This is a genomic window from Pseudoclavibacter chungangensis (assembly GCF_013410545.1).
In the GTDB taxonomy this organism is placed as follows: domain Bacteria; phylum Actinomycetota; class Actinomycetes; order Actinomycetales; family Microbacteriaceae; genus Pseudoclavibacter; species Pseudoclavibacter chungangensis.
Genome location: NZ_JACCFV010000001.1, coordinates 444,543 through 466,425 on the forward strand (window position 1 = coordinate 444,543; position 21,883 = coordinate 466,425).

Sequence of the window (21,883 nt, forward strand, 5' to 3'; positions counted from 1 at the left end):
GCGCACGCGGCAGTCTACGCGTCCCCGGGTATCCGTTTCCGCGAGGGACCTGCACGGCTCCCCGCGTCACCCGCTGACGGCCGCAGGGGGCGTCGGGATACGTCGCGACCGGGGGATGGCGGTCCATGTTTACCATTGGTAAGTTCGTCCTGTGACGAAGCAGTACCACCACGGGGACCTCCGGAGCGCCGTACTCGGACGAGCAGCGGAGGTCATCGAGCGCGACGGCCCGGGGGCGCTCAGCATGCGGGCGATCGCGGCCGATCTGGGCGTGAGCCACAACGCACCCCGCTACCACCTCGGTGGCAAGAACGACGTGCTCGACGCCCTCGCGCTCGACGGATTCACGGAGCTGGGGGAGCGGCTCGACTCCGTCCGCGCGGTGACGGAGGTCGACCGTCTCGTCGAGATGGGCGTCGCGTACGTCGAGTTCGCCCGGGAGCGACCGGCGCACTTCGCGCTCATGTTCGGGCCCGAGCCGCGAGACCGCGAACGTCCGGAGGTGATGCGCGCGGCCGAGGTGTCCCTCGGCATCCTGCGCGCGCAGGTGCGTCGTGCCGGTCTTCGTCCCACCGAACCCTCCGCCGGCGCGTCGACCGACGACGCGACGACGGAGCACCGCGCGGCGGCCGGCGCCGCGGCGGCGGCCTGGGGGCTCGTGCACGGTCTCGCCGTGCTCGCGCACTCAGGGGCACTGCAGAACTCGGCGCTCGTCGAGCCCTTCGGGGGTGACGTCCGCGAGCTCGTGCGCGCCGCGGTCGCCTCGTCGAGGTTCATCGCGCCGACCCCGCGGGACGGCACCGCGTCGTCCCGAACACCGACCGATCGGAGCAACACGTGACCGTGCTCAGCCCCGTCGCCGCGATCGTCTGCGGCGTCGTCCTCATCGCCGTCATCGGGATCGCCTACGGCGGCACCTTCCTGCTGCAGGTCGTCGGGGGCGGATTCGCGTTCACCGACTTCCAGAAGGCCTTCTTCCGCGCCGGCCACGCGCACGCCGGGGTGCTCGTCACCCTCGGCCTCGTCGTCGTGCTGCTCCTCGAGGCCGCCGGTGCGAGCGGCCCGTGGGCGCTCCTCGGGTACGGCGTGCTCGCTTCGGCGATCCTCGTCCCGGGCGGCTTCTTCGCGGCCGCGGGCGGGCACGAACGGACCCGTCCGAACCGGTTCGTGTGGCTCCTCTGGGTGGGGGTCGCGGCGCTCGTCGTCGGACTCGTCGGCGCCGCCGTCGCGCTCATCCAGGTCGGTGTCGCGGGCGCCTGACGGGCGCAGTGCTAGAGTGGGGGTCGCGCGCCGTTCTCGTGCGCGCACCGTCGTGTCTCGACCGAGCGCCCGGCCATCGCCAGGGAAACCCGCTCCGACGTCGTCTGCCGCGGCGACCGGCCCGGCGACCGCCGGTGCCGTCATCGGCCCCGCCGCAACCGTCCACGACGACACGTCGTCTTCGGCGCGTGCGCGGGCCCGCCTGAAAGGCGCCCCATGTCCACTGCGACCACGCAGTCCAACACCACCTTCGCCGACCTCGGCGTCCCGGCCACGCTCGTCGACGTGCTCGTCGCGGCCGACCGGCCCACCCCGTTCCCCATCCAGGAGGCCACCCTCCCGTCGACGCTCCGCGGCCGTGACGTCCTCGGCCGCGGCAAGACCGGATCGGGCAAGACCCTCGCGTTCGCCATTCCGCTCGTCGCGCGCCTCTCGGGCGCGCTCGCCGGCGGGCGGCGTCGTCCCGGCCGCCCGATCGGCCTCGTCCTCGCGCCGACGCGCGAACTCGCGACGCAGATCGCGCACGTCGTCGAGCCGCTCGCGAAGGCGGCCGGCCTCACGGTCACGACCGTCTTCGGCGGCGTCTCCCAGAAGCCGCAGGAGTCGGCCTTCCGGGCGGGCGTCGACATCGTCGTCGCGTGCCCGGGCCGTCTCGACGACCTCATGAAGCAGGGCATCGTCTCGCTCGACGCGATCGAGATCACGGTGCTCGACGAGGCCGACCACATGGCCGACCTCGGGTTCCTCCCGGTCGTCACGCGCATCATGCAGGCGACGCCGTCGGACGGGCAGCGGATGCTGTTCTCGGCGACGCTCGACAACGGCGTGGACAAGCTCGTCAAGCGCTTCCTGCACGACCCCGTGCTGCACTCCGTCGACGAGGCGAACTCGCCCGTCGCCGCGATGACGCACCACGTGTTCGAGGTCGCCACGCCCGAGGCGAAGACCGAGCTCGTCCGCACGCTCGCGTCGGGCACCGGACGTCGAATCCTCTTCACCCGCACGAAGCACCAGGCGAAGAAGCTCGCCAAGCAGCTCACGGCGTCGGGCGTCCCCGCGGTCGACCTGCACGGCAACCTGTCGCAGAACGCGCGTGACCGCAACCTCGCCGACTTCTCGGAGGGCCGCGTGCGCGTGCTCGTCGCGACCGACGTCGCGGCCCGCGGCGTGCACGTCGACGGCATCGAGCTCGTCGTCCACGTCGACCCGCCGGCAGAGCACAAGGCCTACCTGCACCGCTCCGGTCGCACGGCCCGCGCCGGCAGCGACGGCGACGTCGTCACGGTCATGCTGCCCGCGCAGCGCAAGGACACGGAGGCGCTGCTGCGCAAGGCACGCATCACCGTCGCCCCGCAGCGCGTCACCGCGACGAACCCCGCCGTCACGGCGCTCGTGGGTGAGGTCGCGCCGCACGTCACGCCGCGACCCGGTGGCCCGGGCTCGGGCAACGCGGTCGTCGCGTCGGGCGGCGGCACCTCGCAGGGGCAGAACGCCCGTCGGAAGCGTGCGGCCCGCGAGGACCAGGGCGGCAGCACCGGCGGCGGACGTCGCGGTGGCCGTGGTGGCGGTTCGGCGCAGGGGCGCAACGCCTCCGGGCGCGGCACGTCCGCGCAGGGCGACGGTGGCCGGACGGGCGGAGCCCGCGGCGGTGCCGGTCGCGGCGAGAGCGCCGGCCAGGGCGGCGAGGGCCGTGCACCCGGTCGCTCGTCGCGCGGACGCCGTCGCGGCCGTGGCGCCGGCGAGACGGCCGCGGCCCGCAGCTCGCAGGGCGCGGCACCCGCGTCGCGCCGCGTGCACTCGACCTCGACGCCGGCCCCGTCGGCGCGCAGCTCGGCCGCGCCGCGCCGCGCCACGTGGAGCGGCGAGCGCTGATCGCGCGTCGTCGACCGGAACAGGGTACCCGGGAACGGGTGCCCTGTTCCGTCTCGGTACTCCCTCGGACCCGTCGGGCGGGCGCTCGGCGAGCCCCGGGCCGCCTCACCCTTCGGTCGGGACGGGACCCTCGGTCGTGACCGGCCCCGCGGACGTCCGGGCGGCCGGTTCGTGCGGCCCGTCGAGCAACGTCCGGAACGCCTTGGAGCCGAGGCACGGCAGTGCTCCCGCCGCCTCGACGCGTTCGCGCAGGCCGCGATCGCTCGTCACGACGAGGATCGGTCGCTCGGCGTCGAGCGCGCGCAGACGCTCGACCTGCGCGACGATATCGTCGTCGCCCTCGCCGGGCGCCCGCACGATCTCGAGGTGCTCGAGCGATGCGTCGGTGGACGGGTCGGCGGCGGACTTCGCCTGCCCCTCGAGCACGACGACGATCTCGGGCCACAGCAGCTCGGCGTCGATGCCGAACGGTGCCGCGGGGAAACCGCGCCCGATCGCGCCGCACAGCGTGGAGACGAGTCGCGTCGCGGCACCGGCGCGGTCGCGCCACCAGCCGTCCGGACGGGCACCGACGACGTTCGCCGCATCGACGACGAGCGCGGGCCGTGTGCCGATGAGTCGTTGCAGTGTCGGCCAGGCGGCCGCGAACCCGGGGTGCAAGCGCAGGCGGTCGAGTTCGCGCGGGGGCACCCAGGCCATGCCCGCGCTCTCGGCATCGAGGACGCGTGCGGGGATGTGTCGCCGCGCGCGGGCCACGAGGGTCGTGTAGCGCCAGTAGCCGAGATCGACGACGCGCGTCGCGACCGCGTCGAGGGCATCGGCGGGGATGCCCGCCTCCTCGAACGCCTCGCGGAGTGCCCCGTCGACGGGTGGCTCACCGGGGCGGAGCGCTCCGCCCGGGATGCCCCAGGTGCCCCCGTGGTGGTTCCATCTCGCGCGGTGCTGTAGGAGCACGCCGCGCTCGACGTCGGCGACGAGGACGCCCGCCGCACCGTGCGCGCCCCACGAGCGGGTGCCGTCGGGGCCGATCGCCCACTCGTCGCCCGGCTCCTTCGGGGCGTCGCGGACGCGTGCGGGGACCTCGTCGTCGAACGCGTCTGGGGCGCCCGGCCCGTGTTCCGTGAAGACGGGGATCGCGCCCGTGCGGACGCCGAGACGGTCGTGGTCGACTCGGCCGGGAGCGTGCGCGCGGGCGCGGTCGTTCGCGGGATCGAGGAGGTCGTCCGCCGTCATCTCCCGCCTCTCGTCGCTGCAGGCCGTCGGCACGGACGCCGAACCGGTCGCCGTCCGAAGTGTACGGCGACCGGCCGACGAACCGCCCGGGGTGACGGCGTGCGTCAGGCCGAGATGCGCTCCATCGACGAGGTCGCCGTGGAGAGCACGGCGTAGGGGCCGGGCTCCGGCCGTGCCGGGATGGCCTCCTTGGGCTGTCCGCTGATCCACCAGATGGCCGTGATGGCCGTCACGAGCGGGGCGAGCACGACACCGGCCATGACCCATCCGGCGACGATCTCGCGGGCGTGCGGGCCGAAGTCGGTCTCGGCCGCGACGGCCGCGACGATGAACAGGGCGACAGTGATGACGACGGCGACGCCGTGGATGATCGTCATGACGATCCACGGGTTGACCCGTCGAGTGGTGGTGTGGCTCATTTTCCGCCTACTTCCGGTTGTCCTATGGCCCGAGGGCCGTGGTGCTCCGGGATGCGCGCGGCTCGTGACCGTGGAGGCAACCTCGCTCGACGTCGCGTCGTCGCGTCGTCGATTCGCATGATGCTACGCCGAAGAGCATCCGGTTCTCGAGTGTTTCGTGTGAAGCGGCCCCACGCCGCGACGGAACCCCGATTCGCATCTCACGTTGTGGCGGGCAGGGGCGTCTGCAGGGTATGAATCGAATCGTGCACGAGTCGACGAGACGCCACGCGACGGTCGCGACGACGATCGGGGAGCTCCTCGCCGTCGCCGACGGCGACGTGCTCACCGGCCTCTACTTCCCCGCGCACCGCTACCCGCCCGCGCCCGACTCGATCGGTGGCCGCGTCGAGGCATCGGACGACGACGTGTTCTCCCGCCTCGCGAAGCAGCTCGAGGCGTACTTCGACGGGCGGCGCCGGGCGTTCGACATCGCGGTGCACACGTCCGGCGACGAGCTGTCGGAGCGCGTGTGGGCCCTCCTGCGCGAGATCCCCTTCGGCGAGACGACGACGTACGGGGCACTCGCCGCGCGGCTCGGCAACCCGCACCTCGCGCAGCGCGTCGGCCAGTGCGTGGGGCACAATCCGATCAGCATCGTCATCCCGTGTCATCGGGTGCTCGGTGCCGACGGCTCGCTCACGGGATTCGCCGGTGGCCTCGAACGCAAGCGGTTCCTGCTCGACCTGGAGGAGCCGGAGCACGTGCGAGCCGGGCGGTTGTTCTGAGCGTGCGGCACACGTCGACGGGGGCGCGGGCCCGGTGGGGAACGACGTGAGGACACCGTTCGATCGGGCCGTCCGCGCCCACGGCGAGACGGTGCTGCGGGTGTGCCGCGCGAGTCTCGGCGCGACGGCCGATGCCGAGGACGCGTGGTCCGAGACGTTCCTCGCGGCGTTGCGTGCGTGGCCCGAACTGCCGGACGACTCGAACGTCGAGGCGTGGCTCGTGCGCGTCGCGCAGCGCAAGTGCATCGACATCGTGCGCGCTCGGGCCCACGTCGCGATCCCCGTGGCCGAACTCCCCGAGCGGCCGTCGACGATCGGGCGACCGGGGGTGCGGGATCTCGATCTGTGGGACGCGGTCGCGGCGCTGCCCGAGCGGCAGCGCCTCGCGGTCTCGGCCCACCACCTCGCGGGTCTCACACACGCGGAGACCGCGGCGCTCATCGGTGGCACGCCGGACGCGGCGAGGCGCGCGTGCGCGGACGGCATCAGGACGCTGCGGCGTCGCGCGGCGCGAGAGGACCCGCTGGCCGAGGGGACGGGCCACGGGAGTCGGGGGCGTGCGAGTCCGCGCACGAGCACCGGAATGAGCACGACCCCGGGATCGAGGACGACGGTGAACACCAACACGAAGGCGAGCACGGACACGAAGGCGAGCACGAGCAACGCCCCGGCTGTCACCCGCGCCGCGGGCGAGGGCACGACGGGAACGGAGGAGGACGCACGATGACGATCGACGGCACGACCGAGGTGGACGAGGGTGGCGCCGGGCGGACCGACCCGGCGGATCTCCGCTCGGGACTCCCGATTCCCGGCGACGACCTCGCGCGTCTGCGCGTGCGTCTCGCGACGCGGGCGAACGACGAGGCGCTCGTCGACGTCGGGCATCGCACGGTCGATTCACCCCTCGGCCCGCTCCTCGTCGCGGTCACGGAGCGCGGGATCGTCCGCATCGCGTTCGAGCGCCAGGGGTTCGACGCCGCGCTCGAGGAGCTCGCGACCCGCATCGGCGCGCGTGTGCTCGAGGACCCGGCACGAACCGATCCGGTCGCCCGTCAGCTCGACGAGTACTTCGACGGCCGGCGGCGGGCGTTCGAACTGCCCGTCGACCATCGCCTCGCGCACGGGTTCCGCGCTCTCGTGCAGGCCGCGCTGCCCGACATCCCGTTCGGCACCACGACGAGTTACGGCGAGCTCGCGCGCGTCGTCGGCCGGCCCGGTGCGGCCCGGGCCGTGGGAACGGCGTGCGCCACGAATCCCGTGCCGATCGTCGTGCCGTGCCACCGCGTGCTGCGGGCCGACGGCTCGGCAGGCGGCTACGCGGGCGGCGAAGCCGCGAAGCGACTCCTGCTCGCGCTCGAGCGGCGCGCATGAACGGCGGCCGCCGGGACGAGCCCGCGCAGCACGGGGTGACGGGGATGCGCCGCGCGTGCGATGTAGGGCCCTCGTGGGAGCATGGGACCTGGCGTCGGAACCGGCGTCGGCGGTTCGGGAGGGTGCGGTGACCCAGCTCTTCGGCGACGACGCGTTCGAGCGCGTTCCGCGCGTCCTCGCGCCCGGTGCGACCTGGGTGCCGGATTGGCTCGACGTCGAACAGCAGGCCTGGATCGTGCGTCGCTTCGCGGAGTGGGCGGACGGCCCCGTCCCCATCCGGCACCCGCGCGTCGGCGCGCACGAGATGAGCGTCCGCAACGTCTGTCTCGGTAGGCACTGGAGGCCGGGCGGCTACTCGCGTGTCGCGGACGACGTCAACGGCCGCGCGGTCCTGCCGGTGCCCGATTGGCTCGTCCGCCTCGGTCGTCGTGCGATCGCCGCGACGGGCGATGCCGAGACGGCCGCGTCGTACACCCCCGACGCGGTGCTCGCGAACTACTACGACCTCGACGCGCACATGGGCATGCACCAGGACCGCGACGAACCGTCCGGCGCGCCCGTGGTGTCGATCTCCATCGGCGACAGTTGCACCTTCCGGTTCGGCAACACGGCGGGACGCGGACGGCCGTACGAGGACATCCGGCTCGCGTCGGGTGACCTGTTCGTGTTCGGCGGCCCCGCACGGCTCGCGTTCCACGGTGTCGTCCGGATCCACCCGGGCACCGCCCCGAGCGGCATCGGCCTCGCCTCGGGCCGCATCAATCTCACGCTGCGCTCGACGGGCCTCGCACCGTGAGAACGACCGGCCCGCACGTCCGAGGGGCGTGAGACGGTTGACGCAGTCGGGAACGGGCGATGTCGAGCGGAGGGTGGACGACGATGGGTGATGGAGCGACGACGGGAGCGGACGCGGGTTCGGGTGTCGTGGTCGGCGACGACGGGCTCGCGCGTCCGACGTGGGCGGCGAGCGATCCGCTGTTGCGCGAGTACTACGACACCGAGTGGGGCCTGCCCGTGCGCGACGAGACCGGCCTGTTCGAGCGCATCAGTCTCGAGGCGTTCCAGTCCGGGCTGAGCTGGGCGACGATCCTGCGCAAGCGGCCCGCCTTCCGCTCCGCGTTCGGCGGCTTCGTACCCGATACGGTGGCCGACTACGGCGATGCCGACGTCGAGCGGCTGCTGGCCGACGCGGGCATCGTCCGCAATCGGGCCAAGATCGAGGCGACGATCGCGAACGCCCGCGCGACCGTCGCATTGCGTGACGGTGGGGGCCTCGTGGACCTCGTGTGGTCGTTCCGTCCGGCCCGCACGCCGACTCCTCGCACACTCGAGGAGATCCCGACGCGCTCGGCCGAGTCGACGGCGCTCGCGAAGGCCCTCCGCGCGCACGGGTTCCGCTTCGTCGGGCCCACGACGATGCACGCGCTCATGGAGGCGATCGGCATGATCGACACCCACCTCGTCGACTCGCACCGCCGCGGCACGTCGGGGGTGTGGCCCCTCCCGGCGTCCTGAGCCGACGCCGAGCCACGCCCGCACCGGGTCACACCGGGAAGACCGTCGTCTCCAGGTCGTCGAGGATCACGTGGGCCGCCGTGAGCGAGACGCCGAGCCCCCACGCATCCCCCATGACGTGCACCGACCCGGTGCGCACGGCGGGCAGCGCCTGCCACAGCTCATTGCCCTCGAGCGCGGTGAACGGGCTCGCATCGGCGCTCACGCCGTCCGTCTTCTGCTGGTAGCCGACGATCGTCGCCGAGTCCACGACGGAGAGCTCCTCGAGGGACAGCGGCACGACGACGGTCGAGTAGTCGAACATCGTGCAGTCGTCGGGCTGCTGTGAGGACGGTTGGGTCACGCCCGCATCCGTGAGGACGGTGCCGAACCACGTGCACCCGCTGCGGTAGTACAGCGGCGACCCCTCGTAGACGTCGACGCGCGTGAGCGTGAGGTCGCCGCCGCGCGTCCCGAGCGATGACGCGACCTCGGCGGCGCGCGTCTCGTAGGCGGCGATGCCCGAGTCGATCTCGGCCGACTTCCCGACGACGCCGGCGAGGAAGCGGACGTCGTCGAGCCACGCGTCGTTGTAGAACGCGTAGGGCACCGCGACGGTGGGTGCGATCGATTGCATGCGATCGAAGGAGGACGCGCCGTTCGTGGCGTCGAGGATGATGAGATCGGGGTCGAGCGCTGCGATCGCCTCGGGACTCGGATCGAGCATGCCGCCCACGACTTCGATGCCCTCGAGATCCGCCGGATCGAGGTAGTCGGGGAACACCGCGCCGTCCGGGTAGATGCTCGCCGCACCGACGACGGGGACGTCGAGCTCGATGAGGGTGGGCAGCGTCATGAGCGGATCGAGCACGACGACACGCTGCGGGTCGTCGGGGACGCAGGCGGTACCGAGCTCGTGCTCGACGTCGTGGCACGCGGCTTCGGCCGTGTCCTCGCCCGTCGCCGGGGTGCACGCGGTGAGGAGCAGCGCGAGCAGGAGCGGTGGAGCGAGGAGCGAGGTTCGACGCAGTGGCATGGGTTCTCCAGTGGGTGGCGCACGTCCTCGCCGTGTGGCGAGCGTTGGGAACGCGCTTCATATTAGGGCAGCCTAAGTGAATGTGGCAGTCCATGTCAGGGTGTCGTCGCGCTGCTACGCTGTGCCGATGACGCGGAGCCCCGGCTGGCAGATTCGCGCGGCCGAGATGCAGCGACGCATTCGAACGCACGCGATCGCACTCTTCCGGGAGCGCGGCTTCGACGAGGTGACGATCGCCGAGATCGCGCGGGCCGCAGGCGTCGCCGAGCGCACCGTGTACCGCTACGTCGGCAGCAAGGAGGCGATCGTCTTCGAGCACTCGCCGGGCACCTTCGAGCCGTTCCTCGACGCGCTCCGGCGGGAACCGCGCGACCTTCCCGTCACGGCCGCGGTGTCGAACTGTGTGCGCCGGTTCCTGTCGAGCGATGCCGAGCTGCAGACCGATCGCGACCGGGTGTCGCTCCTGCGCGAGACGCCGTCGCTGTACTCGGCCTGGTTGCTCGCGCTCCGTGACCTCGAGGCCGGGCTCGCCGCGTGGCTCGCGGAGCGCACCGGCGCACCGGCCGACGACGTCGGGATCCGCGCCGGGGCGGCCGCGATCACGGCCGCCCATCGCATCGCGAACGAGAGCTGGGACACGGGGGACATGGGCTCGTACCTCGACGGCTTCGAGCGTGCCCTCCGTGTGCTCGGCGCCCGTCTCGACGATCTCGTCGGCGCGCCGACCGCCGATCGGTCCGCGCCGGAACGAGACGACGCCGCGCCGTCCCGCGGTGCGGGCGCGTGATGGTCCAGGGCGGTGTCAGGCCTCCGGACGGCCGAGCGCCTCGAGCAGGCGCAACCAGATCTCGCTGACCGTGGGGTAGGCGGGGACCGCGTGCCAGAGCCGGCCGACGGGCACCTCCCCGACGATCGCGATCGTGGCCGCGTGCACGAGCTCGGCGACGGCCGGACCCACGAAGGTCGCGCCGATCACGACGTCGCGCTCGCGGTCGATCACGAGCCGTGCGGCGCCCTGATCGCGATCGCCCTCGAGTGCGGCGCCCGCGACCGACGAGAACCCGACGTCGACGACTCGGACGGGCCGCCCCTTGTCCGCCGCCGACGCGGCCGTGTGGCCGACGGCGGCGACCTCGGGGTCGGTGAACACGACCTGCGGGACCGCGTCGTGATCCGCCGTCGCGACGCCGAAACCCCACGGCGCGTCGTCGGGTGTGCGGCCCGCCGCCCGCGCGGCGATCGCGTCACCGGCCGCGCGGGCCTGGTACTTCCCCTGGTGGGTGAGCGGCGCGCGGCCGTTCACGTCGCCGACGCCGTAGAGCCAGTCGGTGCCCGGGACGAGCATCGTGTCGTCGACGTCGAGTGCGCCCCCGGGAGCGATGCCGACCGAGTCGAGGCCGACGTCGCCGCTCGCGGGCGCGCGACCTGTCGCGATGAGCACCTCGTCGGACACGATGTCGCCGTCGCCGGTCGTCACGTGCACACCATCGGCGGTGCGAGCGACGTGACGGATGTCGACACCCGTGCGGACGTCGACGCCGGCGGCCCGCAGCCCCTCGGTCACGCGCTCGCGCGCGAACGGCTCGAACGCGCCCAGCACCTCGTGCCGGACGAGCATCGTCACGCGGCTGCCGAGCGAGGCGAACGCGCTCGCGAGTTCGGTCGCGACGACGCCGCCGCCCACGACGGTGAGGCGGCTCGGCACGGTATGGGCGCTCGTCGCCTCCCGACTCGTCCACGGTGCGATGTCGGCGAGTCCGGGGATGTCGGGGACGAGTGCCGTGCTGCCCGTCGCGACGACGACCGCGGCACGCGCCCGCAACGTCGTGACCTCGCCCGTCTCGCCGGTGACCTCGACCGTGCGCTCGCCCGCGATCCGCCCGGTGCCGCGGACGAGCTCGGCGCCGATGCCCTCGACCCAGTCGACCTGGCCAGCGTCGGACCAGTGCGAGGTGAACGCGTCGCGGCGGTCGAGGACCGCGGCGACGTCGAGCCCGCCGCGCACGGCCTCGGCGACGCCGGGGAGCGCGCGCGCCGCGGCGAGCAGGCGGCCGGGACCGAGGAGCGCCTTGGACGGCATGCACGCCCAGTACGAGCATTCGCCGCCGACGAGTTCGCGCTCGACGAGTACCGTCTCGAGCCCGGCGGCGCGCGTGCGATCGGCGACGTTCTCGCCGACGGGTCCCGCGCCGATGATGATGACGTCGACCTCGCGCGCGCTCATGCGGCCCACGCCCCGTCTCGGTCGGCGCACCGACCCGCACAGGCGGCACGCCCCGGCGCGTGCCGCACCACGGCGGACGCACGATCCGACACGGACCGAAGGACGGCGGCGGGGCGCTCCGGCACAGGCTGCGGCGAGTCGGAGATGCGGTCCGGGGTGGACTGCGGTGAATCGGCGGTGGCGTCCGGCGAGGTCCGTGACGAGTCGGTCGCGCGGTCCGGCACGGACCGCGGCGAATCGGCGGTGGTGCCCGGCGCGGGCCGCGAAGTCGCGGACGATAGGAGTCTCGGTCGCATGGGTGCGACGATCCTCCCCGCGCGAGCAAGCGTCAACCGCGTCACCCGATCGCGGCGCCGATTCCCACCATCGCGTCATCGCGCGGAGCGATCCAGCCGGGTTGTTGCTACCGGGCCCGCGGCCCGGAAGCAACAACCCGGCTGGATGCTGTTCGACGGAGCGCGAACGCGAGCGCGGGCGGCGTCGTGGCGCGCGGCGGGGCGAGGACGGTGGTGCGAGGGGCGAGGACGGCGGTGCGAGGGCCGAGGAGTGCGGGGTGCGGTTGCAGGGTGGGTGGCGGTCGCGGTGTCGCCGGGCGCTCGAGTCGGGTAGCCTTCCGCGGAGAGTGACACGGGGTGCCCCACCGGGGCTGAGATCACACCCGTCGAACCTGATCTAGTTCGTACTAGCGAAGGGATGTCGCGCATGACGCGTACGCCATCTGCTGTTCTCACGTCCGCCGCCGAGTTGCTCGGGGAGGTGCGCCGGACGACACCGCTCGTCCAGTGCGTCACGAACGTCGTCACGGTCAATTTCGTGGCGAACACCCTCCTCGCGATCGGTGCGAGCCCCGCCATGGCCGATGTGCCGGGGGAGGCGGAACTGTTCGCTCGCGACATCGCGTCCGCCTCGCTCGTGAACCTCGGCACGCCGAGCGGCGAGCAGCGCCTCGGGATGCTCGAGACCGCGGCGGGCGCCACCGCGGGCGGGACGCCGTGGGTGTTCGACCCCGTGGCGGTGGGTGCCCTGCCGGTCCGGACCGCGCTCGCCGCCGAGCTCCTCGCCGCACGGCCGACCATCATCCGCGGCAACGCCTCCGAGATCAGTGCGCTCGCGGGCGCGACCGCGACGGGGCGCGGCGTCGACTCGCAGCAGGACGTCGATGACGCCCTCGACGCGGCCCGCACACTCGCGAACGCGACGGGTGGCGCCGTCGCGGTCTCCGGCCCCGTCGATCTCGTGACCGACGGCGAGAGCGTCGTCCGGATCGCGAACGGCGATCCGCTCCTCACCCGCGTCACGGGTGGCGGCTGTGCGCTCGGGGGCGTCGTCGCCGCGTTCGCGGCGGTCGCCGAGCGGCCGATCGACGCCGCGGTCGCGGCCTGCACCGCCTACGCGGTCGCCGCCGAGTTCGCGGCCGCGGTCGCGAACGGCCCCGGATCGTTCGCCGTCGCGTTCCTCGATGCACTCGACGCGCTCACGGCGGACGACATCGTCCGGGCGGGACGTGTGTCGTGAGCATCGATCTCGCCGTCTACCTCGTGACCGATCCGGACCAGTGCGCCGCCGCGGGCCGGACGGTGCCGGACACCGTCGCGCTCGCCGTCGCCGGCGGCGTGACGAGCGTGCAGGTGCGCGCCAAGGATCTCGCCGCGCGCGCGTTCGTCGATCTCGCCGTCGCCGTCGCGGCGGCGGTGCCGGCGCACGTGCCCGTGCTCGTGAACGACCGCGTGGACGTCTTTCTCGCGGCGCGAGCCCGCGGTGCGGCGCTCGCGGGCGTGCACCTCGGGCAGGACGATCTGCACCCCCGCGATGCGCGGGCGCTCATCGGGCCCGACGCCGTGCTCGGGCTCAGCGCCGCGACACCCGCCGAGCTCGCCGAGGCGACGTCGCTCGGTGCGCTCGTCGACTACGTCGGTATCGGCGCCGTGCGCGACACGGCGTCGAAGCGCGACGCACCCGCGGGGATCGGGGTCGAGGAGGTCGCACGCCTCGCCCGGGGAACATCGCTGCCGGCCGTCGCGATCGGCGGGATCCGTCCCGGCGACGTCGCGGAGCTCCGCGCGGGCGGGCTCGACGGCGTGGCCGTCGTGTCGTGGATCTGCGCCGCAGCTGACCCGCGGGCCGCCGCCGAGGAGCTGCGTCGGGTCTGGGAGGCGGCGGCATGAGCGACGCGACGACCTCGGCCGTCACGACGGGACGCGATGCCGGTGCACCCCCGCCCCGGGTGCTGAGCATCGCGGGCACCGATCCGACGGGCGGCGCGGGCATCCAGGCCGACCTCAAGAGCATCGCCGCGAACGGCGGGTACGGCATGGCCGTCGTCACGGCACTCGTCGCGCAGAACACCCAGGGCGTGCGCTCGATCCACGTTCCACCGACCGCGTTCCTCGTCGAGCAGCTCGACGCCGTGAGCGACGACGTCGAGATCGACGCCGTCAAGATCGGCATGCTGTTCGACGAGCACATCGTCGCCGCCGTTTCGGCCTGGCTCGCGGCGGTGCGTCCGCCGCTCGTCGTCCTCGACCCGGTGATGATCGCCGCGAGCGGTGACTCGCTCGTCTCGGGTGAGGCCGTCGCGGCGATCCGGGCCCTCCTCGCCGAGGTGGATCTCGTGACGCCCAACGTCCCGGAGCTCGCCGCCCTCGTCGAGGCGCCGCCCGCCTCGGGATGGGACGAACTGCTCGAGCAGGCCCGTCGGCTCGCCACCGACCATGGGGTGCTCGTAGTCGCGAAGGGCGGCCACCTCGAGGGGCCGGCCGCGCGCGACGCGCTCGTCGCGCCCGACGGCGAGATCGTCGAGTTCACCTCCGACCGCGTCGACACGCGGAATTCGCACGGGACGGGATGTTCGCTCTCGTCCGCGATCGCGACGCTTCGCGTGCGGACCGGGTCGTGGCCCGCCGCCGTCGGCGAGGCGAAGCGGTGGCTGACGGCGGCCCTGCGCGACTCGGACTCGCTCGCGGTCGGGCGCGGCAGCGGCCCCGTGTCGCACTTCGTCGGGCTGTGGGACGCCGCGGGGTCGCTCGGACCGCTCGGCGCGCACGTCGATAGGGTGATCCCCGGATCATCCGCGGAGCCCGCATCGTCCGACGGCGACCGCAACACGCCTGGCGCGGCCGAGGTGGAGCGCGCGTGGTGGGCGAGCATCGAACCGATCCGCACGGCGACCGACGAGCTCGCGTTCGTGCGCTACCTCGGTGACGGCACGCTCGATCGCGAGGCGTTCGTGCGCTACCTCGCGCAGGACGCGCTCTACCTGCGCGAGTACGCGCGGGCGCTCGCGGCCGCGAGCCTGCTCGCGCCGACGCCCGAGGAGCAGGCGTTCTGGGCGGCGAGCGCGAACGGGGCGATCGCGGCCGAGACCGAGCTGCACGCGGGCCGGGTCGGGCACGAGTCGCTCTTCTCGGCGGAGCCGTTCGACACGACCTCGGCGTACGTTGATCACCTCCTCGCGTTCGCCGCACGGGGGGACTACCTGGGCCTCGTCGCGGCGATCCTGCCGTGCTTCTGGATGTACGACGACATCGGGCGGCGGCTCGCGGCGCGACGACGTCCGGACCACCCGTTCGGCGACTGGCTCGCGACCTACGACGACCCGGCGTTCGCCGCGTCGACGCGTTCGGCGATCGAGATCGTGACGCGGCACGCCGCGGCGGTGGACGGCGAGGAGCGTGAACGCATGCGACGCGCGTTCGAGGTCTCGGCTCGACACGAGCTGCGGTTCTTCGCGGCGCCGCTGCAGGTGCCGAGCGACTGACGGTCCGTTCGTGCGCCGTCTCGGGGGCGCTCCCGGCGGATGACGGGTTCCCGAGCGCCACGGCACCGTCCCGGTGGCCGACACGCCCGGCCGGACGCGCACGGACCGGTGCGATCGGGCGTTCTGCCCCGATCGGACGGTCGAGGGGTCGGCGGGCGGTCTCGGTCGCCGCCGACGGGCGATCGCGGAGCGCGCTGCGACACCGCCCGGTTCCGCGTGTTCATGCGGATCGCACGAGGCGGCGACACCCGTGCGGCGGGTCCACGGGTGCCGGCGGGGGGAGCGGGCGGCAGGCCCGGCCGTCCCGCCGTGTGGGCCGCCGACGCCGGGGGTCGCGGCCGACGCGGTGTCGCGGGGCGCTCCTACACTGGTCGCACCGGTGATCCGGTGCGGGTCGGCACGTCTCCACCCGGCCACGGGACCACCACGGTGCGCGACCGCCCGGTCGCGCGCCGGTTCGGGCGCGAGCCGTGAGCGAGAGGAGCAGGGCAGCCCCGAGGACACCGCACGCACACCGCCGCGCACGGGGCGGCCCACCGCTCGCGCAGCGCGCATCGGGTGGGCCCGCTCGCGACCGAATCGGACGGAACTCCGCATGAACCGAAACGACGACCGAGCTACGCCCGACCCGGACCGCCCCGACGCGAACGACACCGCGGCAGCGCCGGATGCAGCCGGAACCGGCACGAACCGCGACCTCCACACCGGCGACGACGCCGGCACGGCCGACACACGCAGGACGGGAGCGAGCGGCGACGAGGGCGCGAGCACCCGAACGGCCCCCGACCGCTCGGCCGACGGCCGGACGAACCCACCCGTCGCCACGGTCGGGACGGCCGAGTCCGGGGCCGAGGCCGGGGCACCTGACGCGGACGCCGCCCCCACGGACCCCGTCACGCGCTGGCCCGTCTTCATCGGCTCGAGCGTGCTCATCCTCGCCGTCGCCGTGTGGGCGATGATCGATCCCGATCAGGCGGGTGAGCTCATCGGCGCGGTCGTCGTGTGGACGAGCGCGAACCTCGGCTGGTACTACATCCTCACCGCGGCGGTCGTCGTCGGTTTCGTGCTGTTCCTCGCGTTCTCGCGCCACGGCGGCGTGAAGCTCGGCCCCGATCACTCGAAACCGCAGTTCAGCCTCTTCACGTGGACGTCGATGCTGTTCGCCGCGGGCATCGGCATCGACCTCATGTTCTTCTCGGTCGCCGAACCCGTCTCGCAGTACTACGAGCCGCCGACCGGTGGCGGCGAGAGCATCGAGGCCGCACGACAGGCGATCGTCTGGACCCTCTTCCACTACGGCCCCGTCGGCTGGGCGATGTACGCGCTCATGGGCGGCGCCTTCGCCTACTTCGCGTACCGGCGCAATCAGCCCCTCAGCATCCGCTCGCTCCTCACGCCGCTGTTCGGCAAGCGCCTCGACGGCTGGATCGGGCACACGGTCGACGTGACGGCCGTGCTCGGCACGGTGTTCGGCATCGCGACCTCCCTCGGCATCGGTGTCGTGCAGCTCAATTACGGCCTGTACCTCATGTTCGGCATCCCCGAGGGGGTGGGCGCGCAGATCGGACTCATCGTGCTCGCCGTCATCATGGCGACGATCTCGACGGTGTCCGGCGTCGAGAAGGGCATCCGTCGACTCTCGGAGCTCAACGTGGTGCTCGCGATCGTGCTGCTCGTCTACATCACGGTGACGGGCGAGTCGCGTCGGCTCATGGACGGGCTCGTCATGAACATCGGCGACTTCGTCGCTCGCTTCCCGGGCATGCTCATGGACACGCACGCGTGGGAGCAGCCCGACGAGTGGTCGAGCGCGTGGACCCTGTTCTTCTGGGCGTGGTGGATCGCGTGGGCCCCGTTCGTCGGGCTCTTCCTCGCGCGCATCTCGCGCGGCCGCACACTCCGCCAGTTCATCGCGGGCGTCCTCGTCGTCCCGTTCCTCTTCATCGCCGTCTTCATCTCGATCTTCGGCAACTCCGCGCTCGTCCTCGTGCTCGGCGGCGACGCAGCGTTCGGGGCGAGCGCGATGGATACCCCCGAACGTGCGTTCTACGACCTCCTGATGCAGTACCCGGCGGCACCGCTCGTCGTGGGGCTCGCGACGATCACGGGGCTCCTCTTCTACGTCACCTCGGCGGACTCGGGTGCACTCGTGCTCGCGAACCTCACCTCGCGCATCGACGACCCGAAGCAGGACGGCGCGAAGGGCCTGCGCATCTTCTGGTCGGTCGCGACGGGGCTCCTGACGCTCGCGATGCTTGTCGTGGGCGGCATCCCGACGCTGCAGGGCGCGACGCTCATCATCGGGCTCCCGTTCTCGATCGTCATGTACCTCGTGATGATCGCGTTCTTCAGGGCGCTGCGGACGGAAGCGGCACACGTCGCCGGGTACCGGGCCACGCTCGGCACGCGTGCCGTCGCCGGCGGACAGAGCTGGCGCCGACGTCTGCGCCGTTCGACGACGTTCCCGCAGGCAGCCCAGGTGCGGCGATACATCGACGCGACCGCCGCGCCCGCGCTCGGCGACGTCGCCGACGAACTGCGCCGCTCGGGCGTGGGCGTCGATCTCGACGAGTGCGCGGTGGAGGGCACCGACATCCCGAGTCTCGTCCTCACGGTGCACTTCCCGCAGGAGGAGGATTTCAGCTACCAGATCTACCCTGTCGGGCACGAGCGTCCCTCGTTCACCTACCGTCACCCGGGCGAGAGCGCGCGCTACTACCGGCTCGAGGTCTTCGCCCCCACGGGGTCGCGCGGCTACGACGTGTACGGCTACAGCGCGGACCAGCTCATCGCCGATGTCCTCGGGCACTACGAGTCGCATCTCGAATACCTGCGCCTGTCGACGGCCGGTGCGGACGCATCGGTGGGTGACGAGGAGAACGTCGTGACCGATTGGCACGACGACTTCGGCGACGCGGACGAGGCGCGCTGACCCGGACCGGCCGCGGCGGACGCGCACGGCGCGACCGGCCGCGAACGGTGTGACCCTCGCGCGCCACTCGGCACGCGACCCCACGAACGAACACGCACGAACGAACCGACACGAACGGAGCGCACATGACCGCGACACTCTTCATCGACGGAACCTGGACGACCGCGGCGGCGGGCGGCACCCGCGAGATCCGCTGCCCCGCCGACGGCTCGCTCGTCGGGACGGTGGACGAGGCCGGGCCCGAGGACACGCTGGCAGCGATCGCGGCCGCGCGGTCGGCGTTCGACAGCGGCGTCTGGTCGGACGTGCCCGCCGTGGAACGAGGCGACCTGCTGCTGCGGGTGGCGGCCGCGATCCGTGAGCGCCGCGAGGAGTTCGCGCGCGCGGAGTCGCTCGACACGGGCAAGCGCATCGTCGAGTCGCGCATCGACATGGACGACATCGCCGCGTGCTTCACGTACTTCGGCAAGCTCGCGGCCGAGGACGCGGGACGCATCGTCGATGCGGGTGATGCGAACGTCCTCAGCCGCATCGAGCACGAACCCGTCGGCGTGTGCGCCCTCATCACGCCCTGGAACTACCCGCTGCTGCAGGCCGCGTGGAAGATCGCCCCCGCGCTCGCGGCCGGTAACACGTTCGTGTTCAAGCCCGCCGAGCTGACGCCGCACACCGCGATCCTCGTGATGCAGGTGCTCGACGAGCTCGGGCTGCCCGCGGGCGTCGGCAATCTCGTGCTCGGTGCGGGGGCCGTCGCGGGGGCTGCCCTCTCGGAGAGCCCCGACGTCGATCTCGTGTCGTTCACGGGCGGGCTCGTCACGGGACGCGTCATCGCCGAGAACGCGGCACGGACCGTGAAGAAGGTCGCACTCGAACTCGGCGGGAAGAACCCGAACGTGATCTTCGCGGACGCCGACTTCGACGCCGCGGTCGACAACGCCCTCAACGGCGCGTTCGTGCACTCCGGCCAGGTCTGCTCGGCGGGGTCGCGCATCGTCGTCGAGGACACGATCGCGGAACGCTTCGTCGACGAACTCGTCGCGCGCGCCGAGCGGATCCGTCTCGGTGGCCCGTTCGACGACACGGCCGAGACGGGGCCGCTCATCTCGGCGGCGCACCGCGACAAGGTGACCGCGTACGTCGAGGCGGGCCTCGCGGAGGGCGCTCGCGTGCGCTGCGGTGGGCGCTGGGGCGAGGGGGACCTCGAGACGGGGTACTACTACCTGCCGACGATCATCGACCGGGTGCACCGCGGCATGTCGGTCGTCACCGACGAGGCGTTCGGGCCGGTCGTGACGGTCGAGACCTTCTCGACGGAGGACGAGGCGATCGCGACCGCGAACGACACGATCTACGGGCTCGCCGGGGCCGTGTGGACGCAGGACGCCGGCCGGGCACAGCGCATCGCGCGCCGACTCCGTCACGGCACGGTGTGGATCAACGACTTCCACCCCTACCTGCCGCAGGCCGAGTGGGGCGGCTTCAAGCAGTCGGGCATTGGCCGTGAGCTGGGCCCGACGGGGCTCGGCGAGTACGTCGAACTCAAGCACATCTACCAGAACCTCACGCCCGCGGTCACGGGCTGGTTCCCCGAGCACTGACCGCGATGCATGCGCGGCGGGCTCGTCGCGCACGGGGTCCGGGACGTCCCGGACGCGGAGCGAAGACACGTGAACAAGATCGGAGACGAAGTGAAGACTACGCACACGTTCGACTACGTCGTCGTCGGCGGCGGCTCGGCCGGAGCCGTCGTCGCCGCCCGCCTGAGCGAGGACCCCGACGTGACGGTCGGCCTGCTCGAGGCGGGCCCCAGCGACACCGAGGAGCAGGTGGTGCTGCAGCTCGATCGCTGGATGGAGCTGCTCGAATCGGGCTTCGACTGGGACTACCCCATCGAGCCGCAGGCACACGGCAACTCGTTCATGCGCCACGCACGCGCGAAGGTCCTCGGTGGCTGTTCGTCGCACAACTCGTGCATCGCGTTCTGGGCGCCACGGGAGGACCTCGACGAGTGGGAGTCGCGCTTCGGCGCGACCGGGTGGAACGCCGACGCCACGTTCCCGCTGTTCGCGAAGCTTGAGACGAACGAGGACGACGACGCGATCCACGGCCACGACGGGCCGGTTCACCTCATGAACGTGCCGCCGCACGACCCGTCCGGCGCCGCGCTCCTCGAGGCGGCCGCGCAGGCAGGCATCCCGACGACGCGCTTCAACACGGGCGAGACCGTCGTGAACGGTGCGAACTTCTTCCAGGTGAACCGCAAGGCGGACGGGACGCGGGCGTCGTCCTCGGTGTCGTACCTGCACCCGGTCCTCGACCGCGAGAACCTCGCGGTGCTCACGGGCGTGCACGTTCGCGAACTCGAGTTCGACGACGACGGACGGTGCACGGGCGTGCAGCTCGTCGACAATGCGTTCGGCCGCCCGAGCCGTATCGAGGCGACGCGCGAGGTGGTGCTCTCGGCGGGTGCGATCGGGTCGCCGCAACTGCTCATGCTGTCGGGGATCGGCCCGCGCGAGCACTTGGAGGAGTTCGGCATCCCCGTGCGCATCGATGCTCCGGGCGTCGGCTCGAACCTGCAGGACCACCCCGAGGGTGTCGTCCAGTGGGAGGCGAAGCAGCCCATGACGCGCTCGTCGACGCAGTGGTGGGAGATCGGGGTGTTCACACCGACCGAGGAGGGCCTCGATCGCCCCGATCTGATGATGCACTACGGCTCGGTGCCGTTCGACATGCACACGTACCGGGCCGGGTACCCGACCGCCGAGGAGGTGTTCTGCCTCACGCCGAACGTGACGCACGCGCGATCGCGCGGCACGGTGCGACTGCGCTCGATCGACTACCGAGACAAGCCCAGGGTCGACCCGAAGTACTTCACCGATCCCGAGGGCCACGACCTGCGGGTCATGATCGCGGGCATCCGCAAGGCGCGCGAGATCGTCGCGCAGCCCGCGATGGCCGAGTGGGCCGGACGCGAACTGTCGCCCGGCGCGGACGCCGTGACCGACGAGCAGCTCGAGGACTACATCGTCCGCACCCACAACACGGTCTACCACCCCGTCGGCACGGTGCGGATGGGGCCGGACGACGACCCCATGTCGCCACTCGACGCGCGCCTCCGGGTCAAGGGTGTGACGGGGCTCCGCGTCGTGGACGCGTCCGCGATGCCCGAGATCACGACGGTGAACCCCAACATCACGGTCATGATGATGGGTGAGAAGGCGGCGGAGCTGATCCGCGAGGATCGATGAATCCGCTCCCACCGCGCCGCAGGCCGTCCAGCCTTTCATTTCGTCGCGGGGCTTCCACGGTGCAACCATGACGCACACCCGTTTCGCGACCGAACTCGGCAGCCGGAGCCCGGGCGCTTGCGAGACGACCGCACGGTCGTATGGCGGGGCACCGGGACGAGTCGCTGAGGCCCGCCGGTCTCGGTGGAAGTGAGGCGAGGGGACAACCGTCCACGTCGTCGAGGTCACCGATCCGGAATACCCTGACAGGGTCGGTGGGCCGAACGT

General features: G+C 72.6%; 19 protein-coding genes and 1 riboswitch. Of the genes, 15 read left to right on the forward strand and 4 right to left on the reverse strand.

Annotated elements, in window-relative coordinates:
* Positions 1-151: 151 nt before the first annotated feature.
* From HNR16_RS18705 to HNR16_RS01915, 3 genes are all read left to right on the forward strand, one after another.
* Complete coding sequence (locus HNR16_RS18705; protein ID WP_158039360.1) at positions 152-841, forward strand: TetR/AcrR family transcriptional regulator; 690 nt, start codon at positions 152-154, stop codon at positions 839-841.
* On the forward strand, positions 838-1,260 hold the full coding sequence (locus tag HNR16_RS01910) for a hypothetical protein (RefSeq protein WP_218868360.1): 423 nt from the start codon (positions 838-840) through the stop codon (positions 1,258-1,260). The genes HNR16_RS18705 and HNR16_RS01910 overlap by 4 nt, the downstream gene beginning before the upstream one ends.
* Before the next feature lie 216 nt (positions 1,261-1,476).
* Positions 1,477-3,132, forward strand: coding sequence for a DEAD/DEAH box helicase (locus HNR16_RS01915; RefSeq protein WP_158039361.1), 1,656 nt, complete (start codon positions 1,477-1,479; stop codon positions 3,130-3,132).
* Between the two features lie 105 nt (positions 3,133-3,237).
* Here HNR16_RS01915 and HNR16_RS01920 read toward each other — a convergent pair whose 3' ends face one another.
* Positions 3,238-4,365: an NUDIX domain-containing protein gene (locus HNR16_RS01920; protein WP_179558052.1), complete on the reverse strand. Its 1,128-nt coding sequence runs from the start codon at positions 4,363-4,365 to the stop codon at positions 3,238-3,240.
* A gap of 104 nt (positions 4,366-4,469) precedes the next feature.
* Positions 4,470-4,784: a hypothetical protein gene (locus HNR16_RS01925; RefSeq protein WP_158039362.1), complete on the reverse strand. Its 315-nt coding sequence runs from the start codon at positions 4,782-4,784 to the stop codon at positions 4,470-4,472.
* A gap of 233 nt (positions 4,785-5,017) precedes the next feature.
* Here HNR16_RS01925 and HNR16_RS01930 point away from each other — a divergent pair, with 233 nt between their 5' ends.
* From HNR16_RS01930 to HNR16_RS01950, 5 genes are all read left to right on the forward strand, one after another.
* Positions 5,018-5,551, forward strand: coding sequence for a methylated-DNA--[protein]-cysteine S-methyltransferase (locus HNR16_RS01930; protein WP_158039363.1), 534 nt, complete (start codon positions 5,018-5,020; stop codon positions 5,549-5,551).
* A gap of 46 nt (positions 5,552-5,597) precedes the next feature.
* Positions 5,598-6,278, forward strand: coding sequence for an RNA polymerase sigma factor (locus HNR16_RS18000; RefSeq protein WP_158039364.1), 681 nt, complete (start codon positions 5,598-5,600; stop codon positions 6,276-6,278).
* The gene (locus HNR16_RS01940) at positions 6,275-6,922 is read left to right on the forward strand and encodes a methylated-DNA--[protein]-cysteine S-methyltransferase (RefSeq protein ID WP_158039365.1); all 648 of its coding nucleotides are present in this window, start codon (positions 6,275-6,277) and stop codon (positions 6,920-6,922) included. The genes HNR16_RS18000 and HNR16_RS01940 overlap by 4 nt, the downstream gene beginning before the upstream one ends.
* Before the next feature lie 127 nt (positions 6,923-7,049).
* Positions 7,050-7,718 carry an alpha-ketoglutarate-dependent dioxygenase AlkB family protein gene (locus HNR16_RS01945; RefSeq protein WP_158039366.1) on the forward strand — a complete coding sequence of 223 codons (669 nt, stop codon included), beginning with the start codon at positions 7,050-7,052 and terminating at the stop codon, positions 7,716-7,718.
* An 83-nt stretch (positions 7,719-7,801) separates the two neighbouring features.
* Complete coding sequence (locus tag HNR16_RS01950; protein WP_158039514.1) at positions 7,802-8,437, forward strand: DNA-3-methyladenine glycosylase I; 636 nt, start codon at positions 7,802-7,804, stop codon at positions 8,435-8,437.
* 28 nt (positions 8,438-8,465) lie between these two features.
* Here the strand turns inward: HNR16_RS01950 and HNR16_RS01955 are convergent, their stop codons facing one another.
* On the reverse strand, positions 8,466-9,452 hold the full coding sequence (locus tag HNR16_RS01955) for an iron-siderophore ABC transporter substrate-binding protein (RefSeq protein ID WP_158039367.1): 987 nt from the start codon (positions 9,450-9,452) through the stop codon (positions 8,466-8,468).
* Positions 9,453-9,579: 127 nt separating this feature from the next.
* Here HNR16_RS01955 and HNR16_RS01960 point away from each other — a divergent pair, with 127 nt between their 5' ends.
* A complete protein-coding gene (locus HNR16_RS01960) occupies positions 9,580-10,239 on the forward strand; it encodes a TetR/AcrR family transcriptional regulator (RefSeq protein WP_158039368.1) in 660 nt (219 codons plus the stop codon).
* Between the two features lie 15 nt (positions 10,240-10,254).
* On the opposite strand, the gene HNR16_RS01965 is transcribed toward HNR16_RS01960, so the two are convergent.
* Complete coding sequence (locus HNR16_RS01965) at positions 10,255-11,676, reverse strand: dihydrolipoyl dehydrogenase family protein (RefSeq protein ID WP_158039369.1); 1,422 nt, start codon at positions 11,674-11,676, stop codon at positions 10,255-10,257.
* Positions 11,677-12,294: 618 nt separating this feature from the next.
* Positions 12,295-12,387, forward strand: a riboswitch (TPP riboswitch).
* Between HNR16_RS01965 and thiM the strand changes: the two genes are divergently transcribed.
* The 6 genes from thiM (at position 12,379) to HNR16_RS01995 (ending at position 21,616) form a co-directional block, all read left to right on the forward strand.
* A complete protein-coding gene (gene thiM / locus HNR16_RS01970; RefSeq protein ID WP_158039370.1) occupies positions 12,379-13,191 on the forward strand; it encodes a hydroxyethylthiazole kinase in 813 nt (270 codons plus the stop codon). (Overlaps the previous riboswitch by 9 nt.)
* Positions 13,188-13,841 carry a thiamine phosphate synthase gene (gene thiE, locus HNR16_RS01975; protein WP_158039371.1) on the forward strand — a complete coding sequence of 218 codons (654 nt, stop codon included), beginning with the start codon at positions 13,188-13,190 and terminating at the stop codon, positions 13,839-13,841. Before thiM ends, thiE begins: the two co-directional genes overlap by 4 nt.
* Positions 13,838-15,433 (forward strand): bifunctional hydroxymethylpyrimidine kinase/phosphomethylpyrimidine kinase, encoded by a 1,596-nt coding sequence (locus HNR16_RS01980; RefSeq protein ID WP_158039372.1) that lies wholly within the window; start codon positions 13,838-13,840, stop codon positions 15,431-15,433. The genes thiE and HNR16_RS01980 overlap by 4 nt, the downstream gene beginning before the upstream one ends.
* A 595-nt stretch (positions 15,434-16,028) precedes the next feature.
* Positions 16,029-18,365 (forward strand): choline BCCT transporter BetT, encoded by a 2,337-nt coding sequence (betT, locus tag HNR16_RS01985; protein ID WP_158039373.1) that lies wholly within the window; start codon positions 16,029-16,031, stop codon positions 18,363-18,365.
* 125 nt (positions 18,366-18,490) lie between these two features.
* A complete protein-coding gene (locus HNR16_RS01990; protein WP_158039374.1) occupies positions 18,491-19,963 on the forward strand; it encodes an aldehyde dehydrogenase family protein in 1,473 nt (490 codons plus the stop codon).
* 90 nt (positions 19,964-20,053) lie between these two features.
* Entirely contained in the window at positions 20,054-21,616 is a 1,563-nt protein-coding gene (locus HNR16_RS01995; RefSeq protein ID WP_225737755.1) for a GMC family oxidoreductase, read from the forward strand.
* The last annotated feature ends 267 nt before the right edge of the window (positions 21,617-21,883 follow it).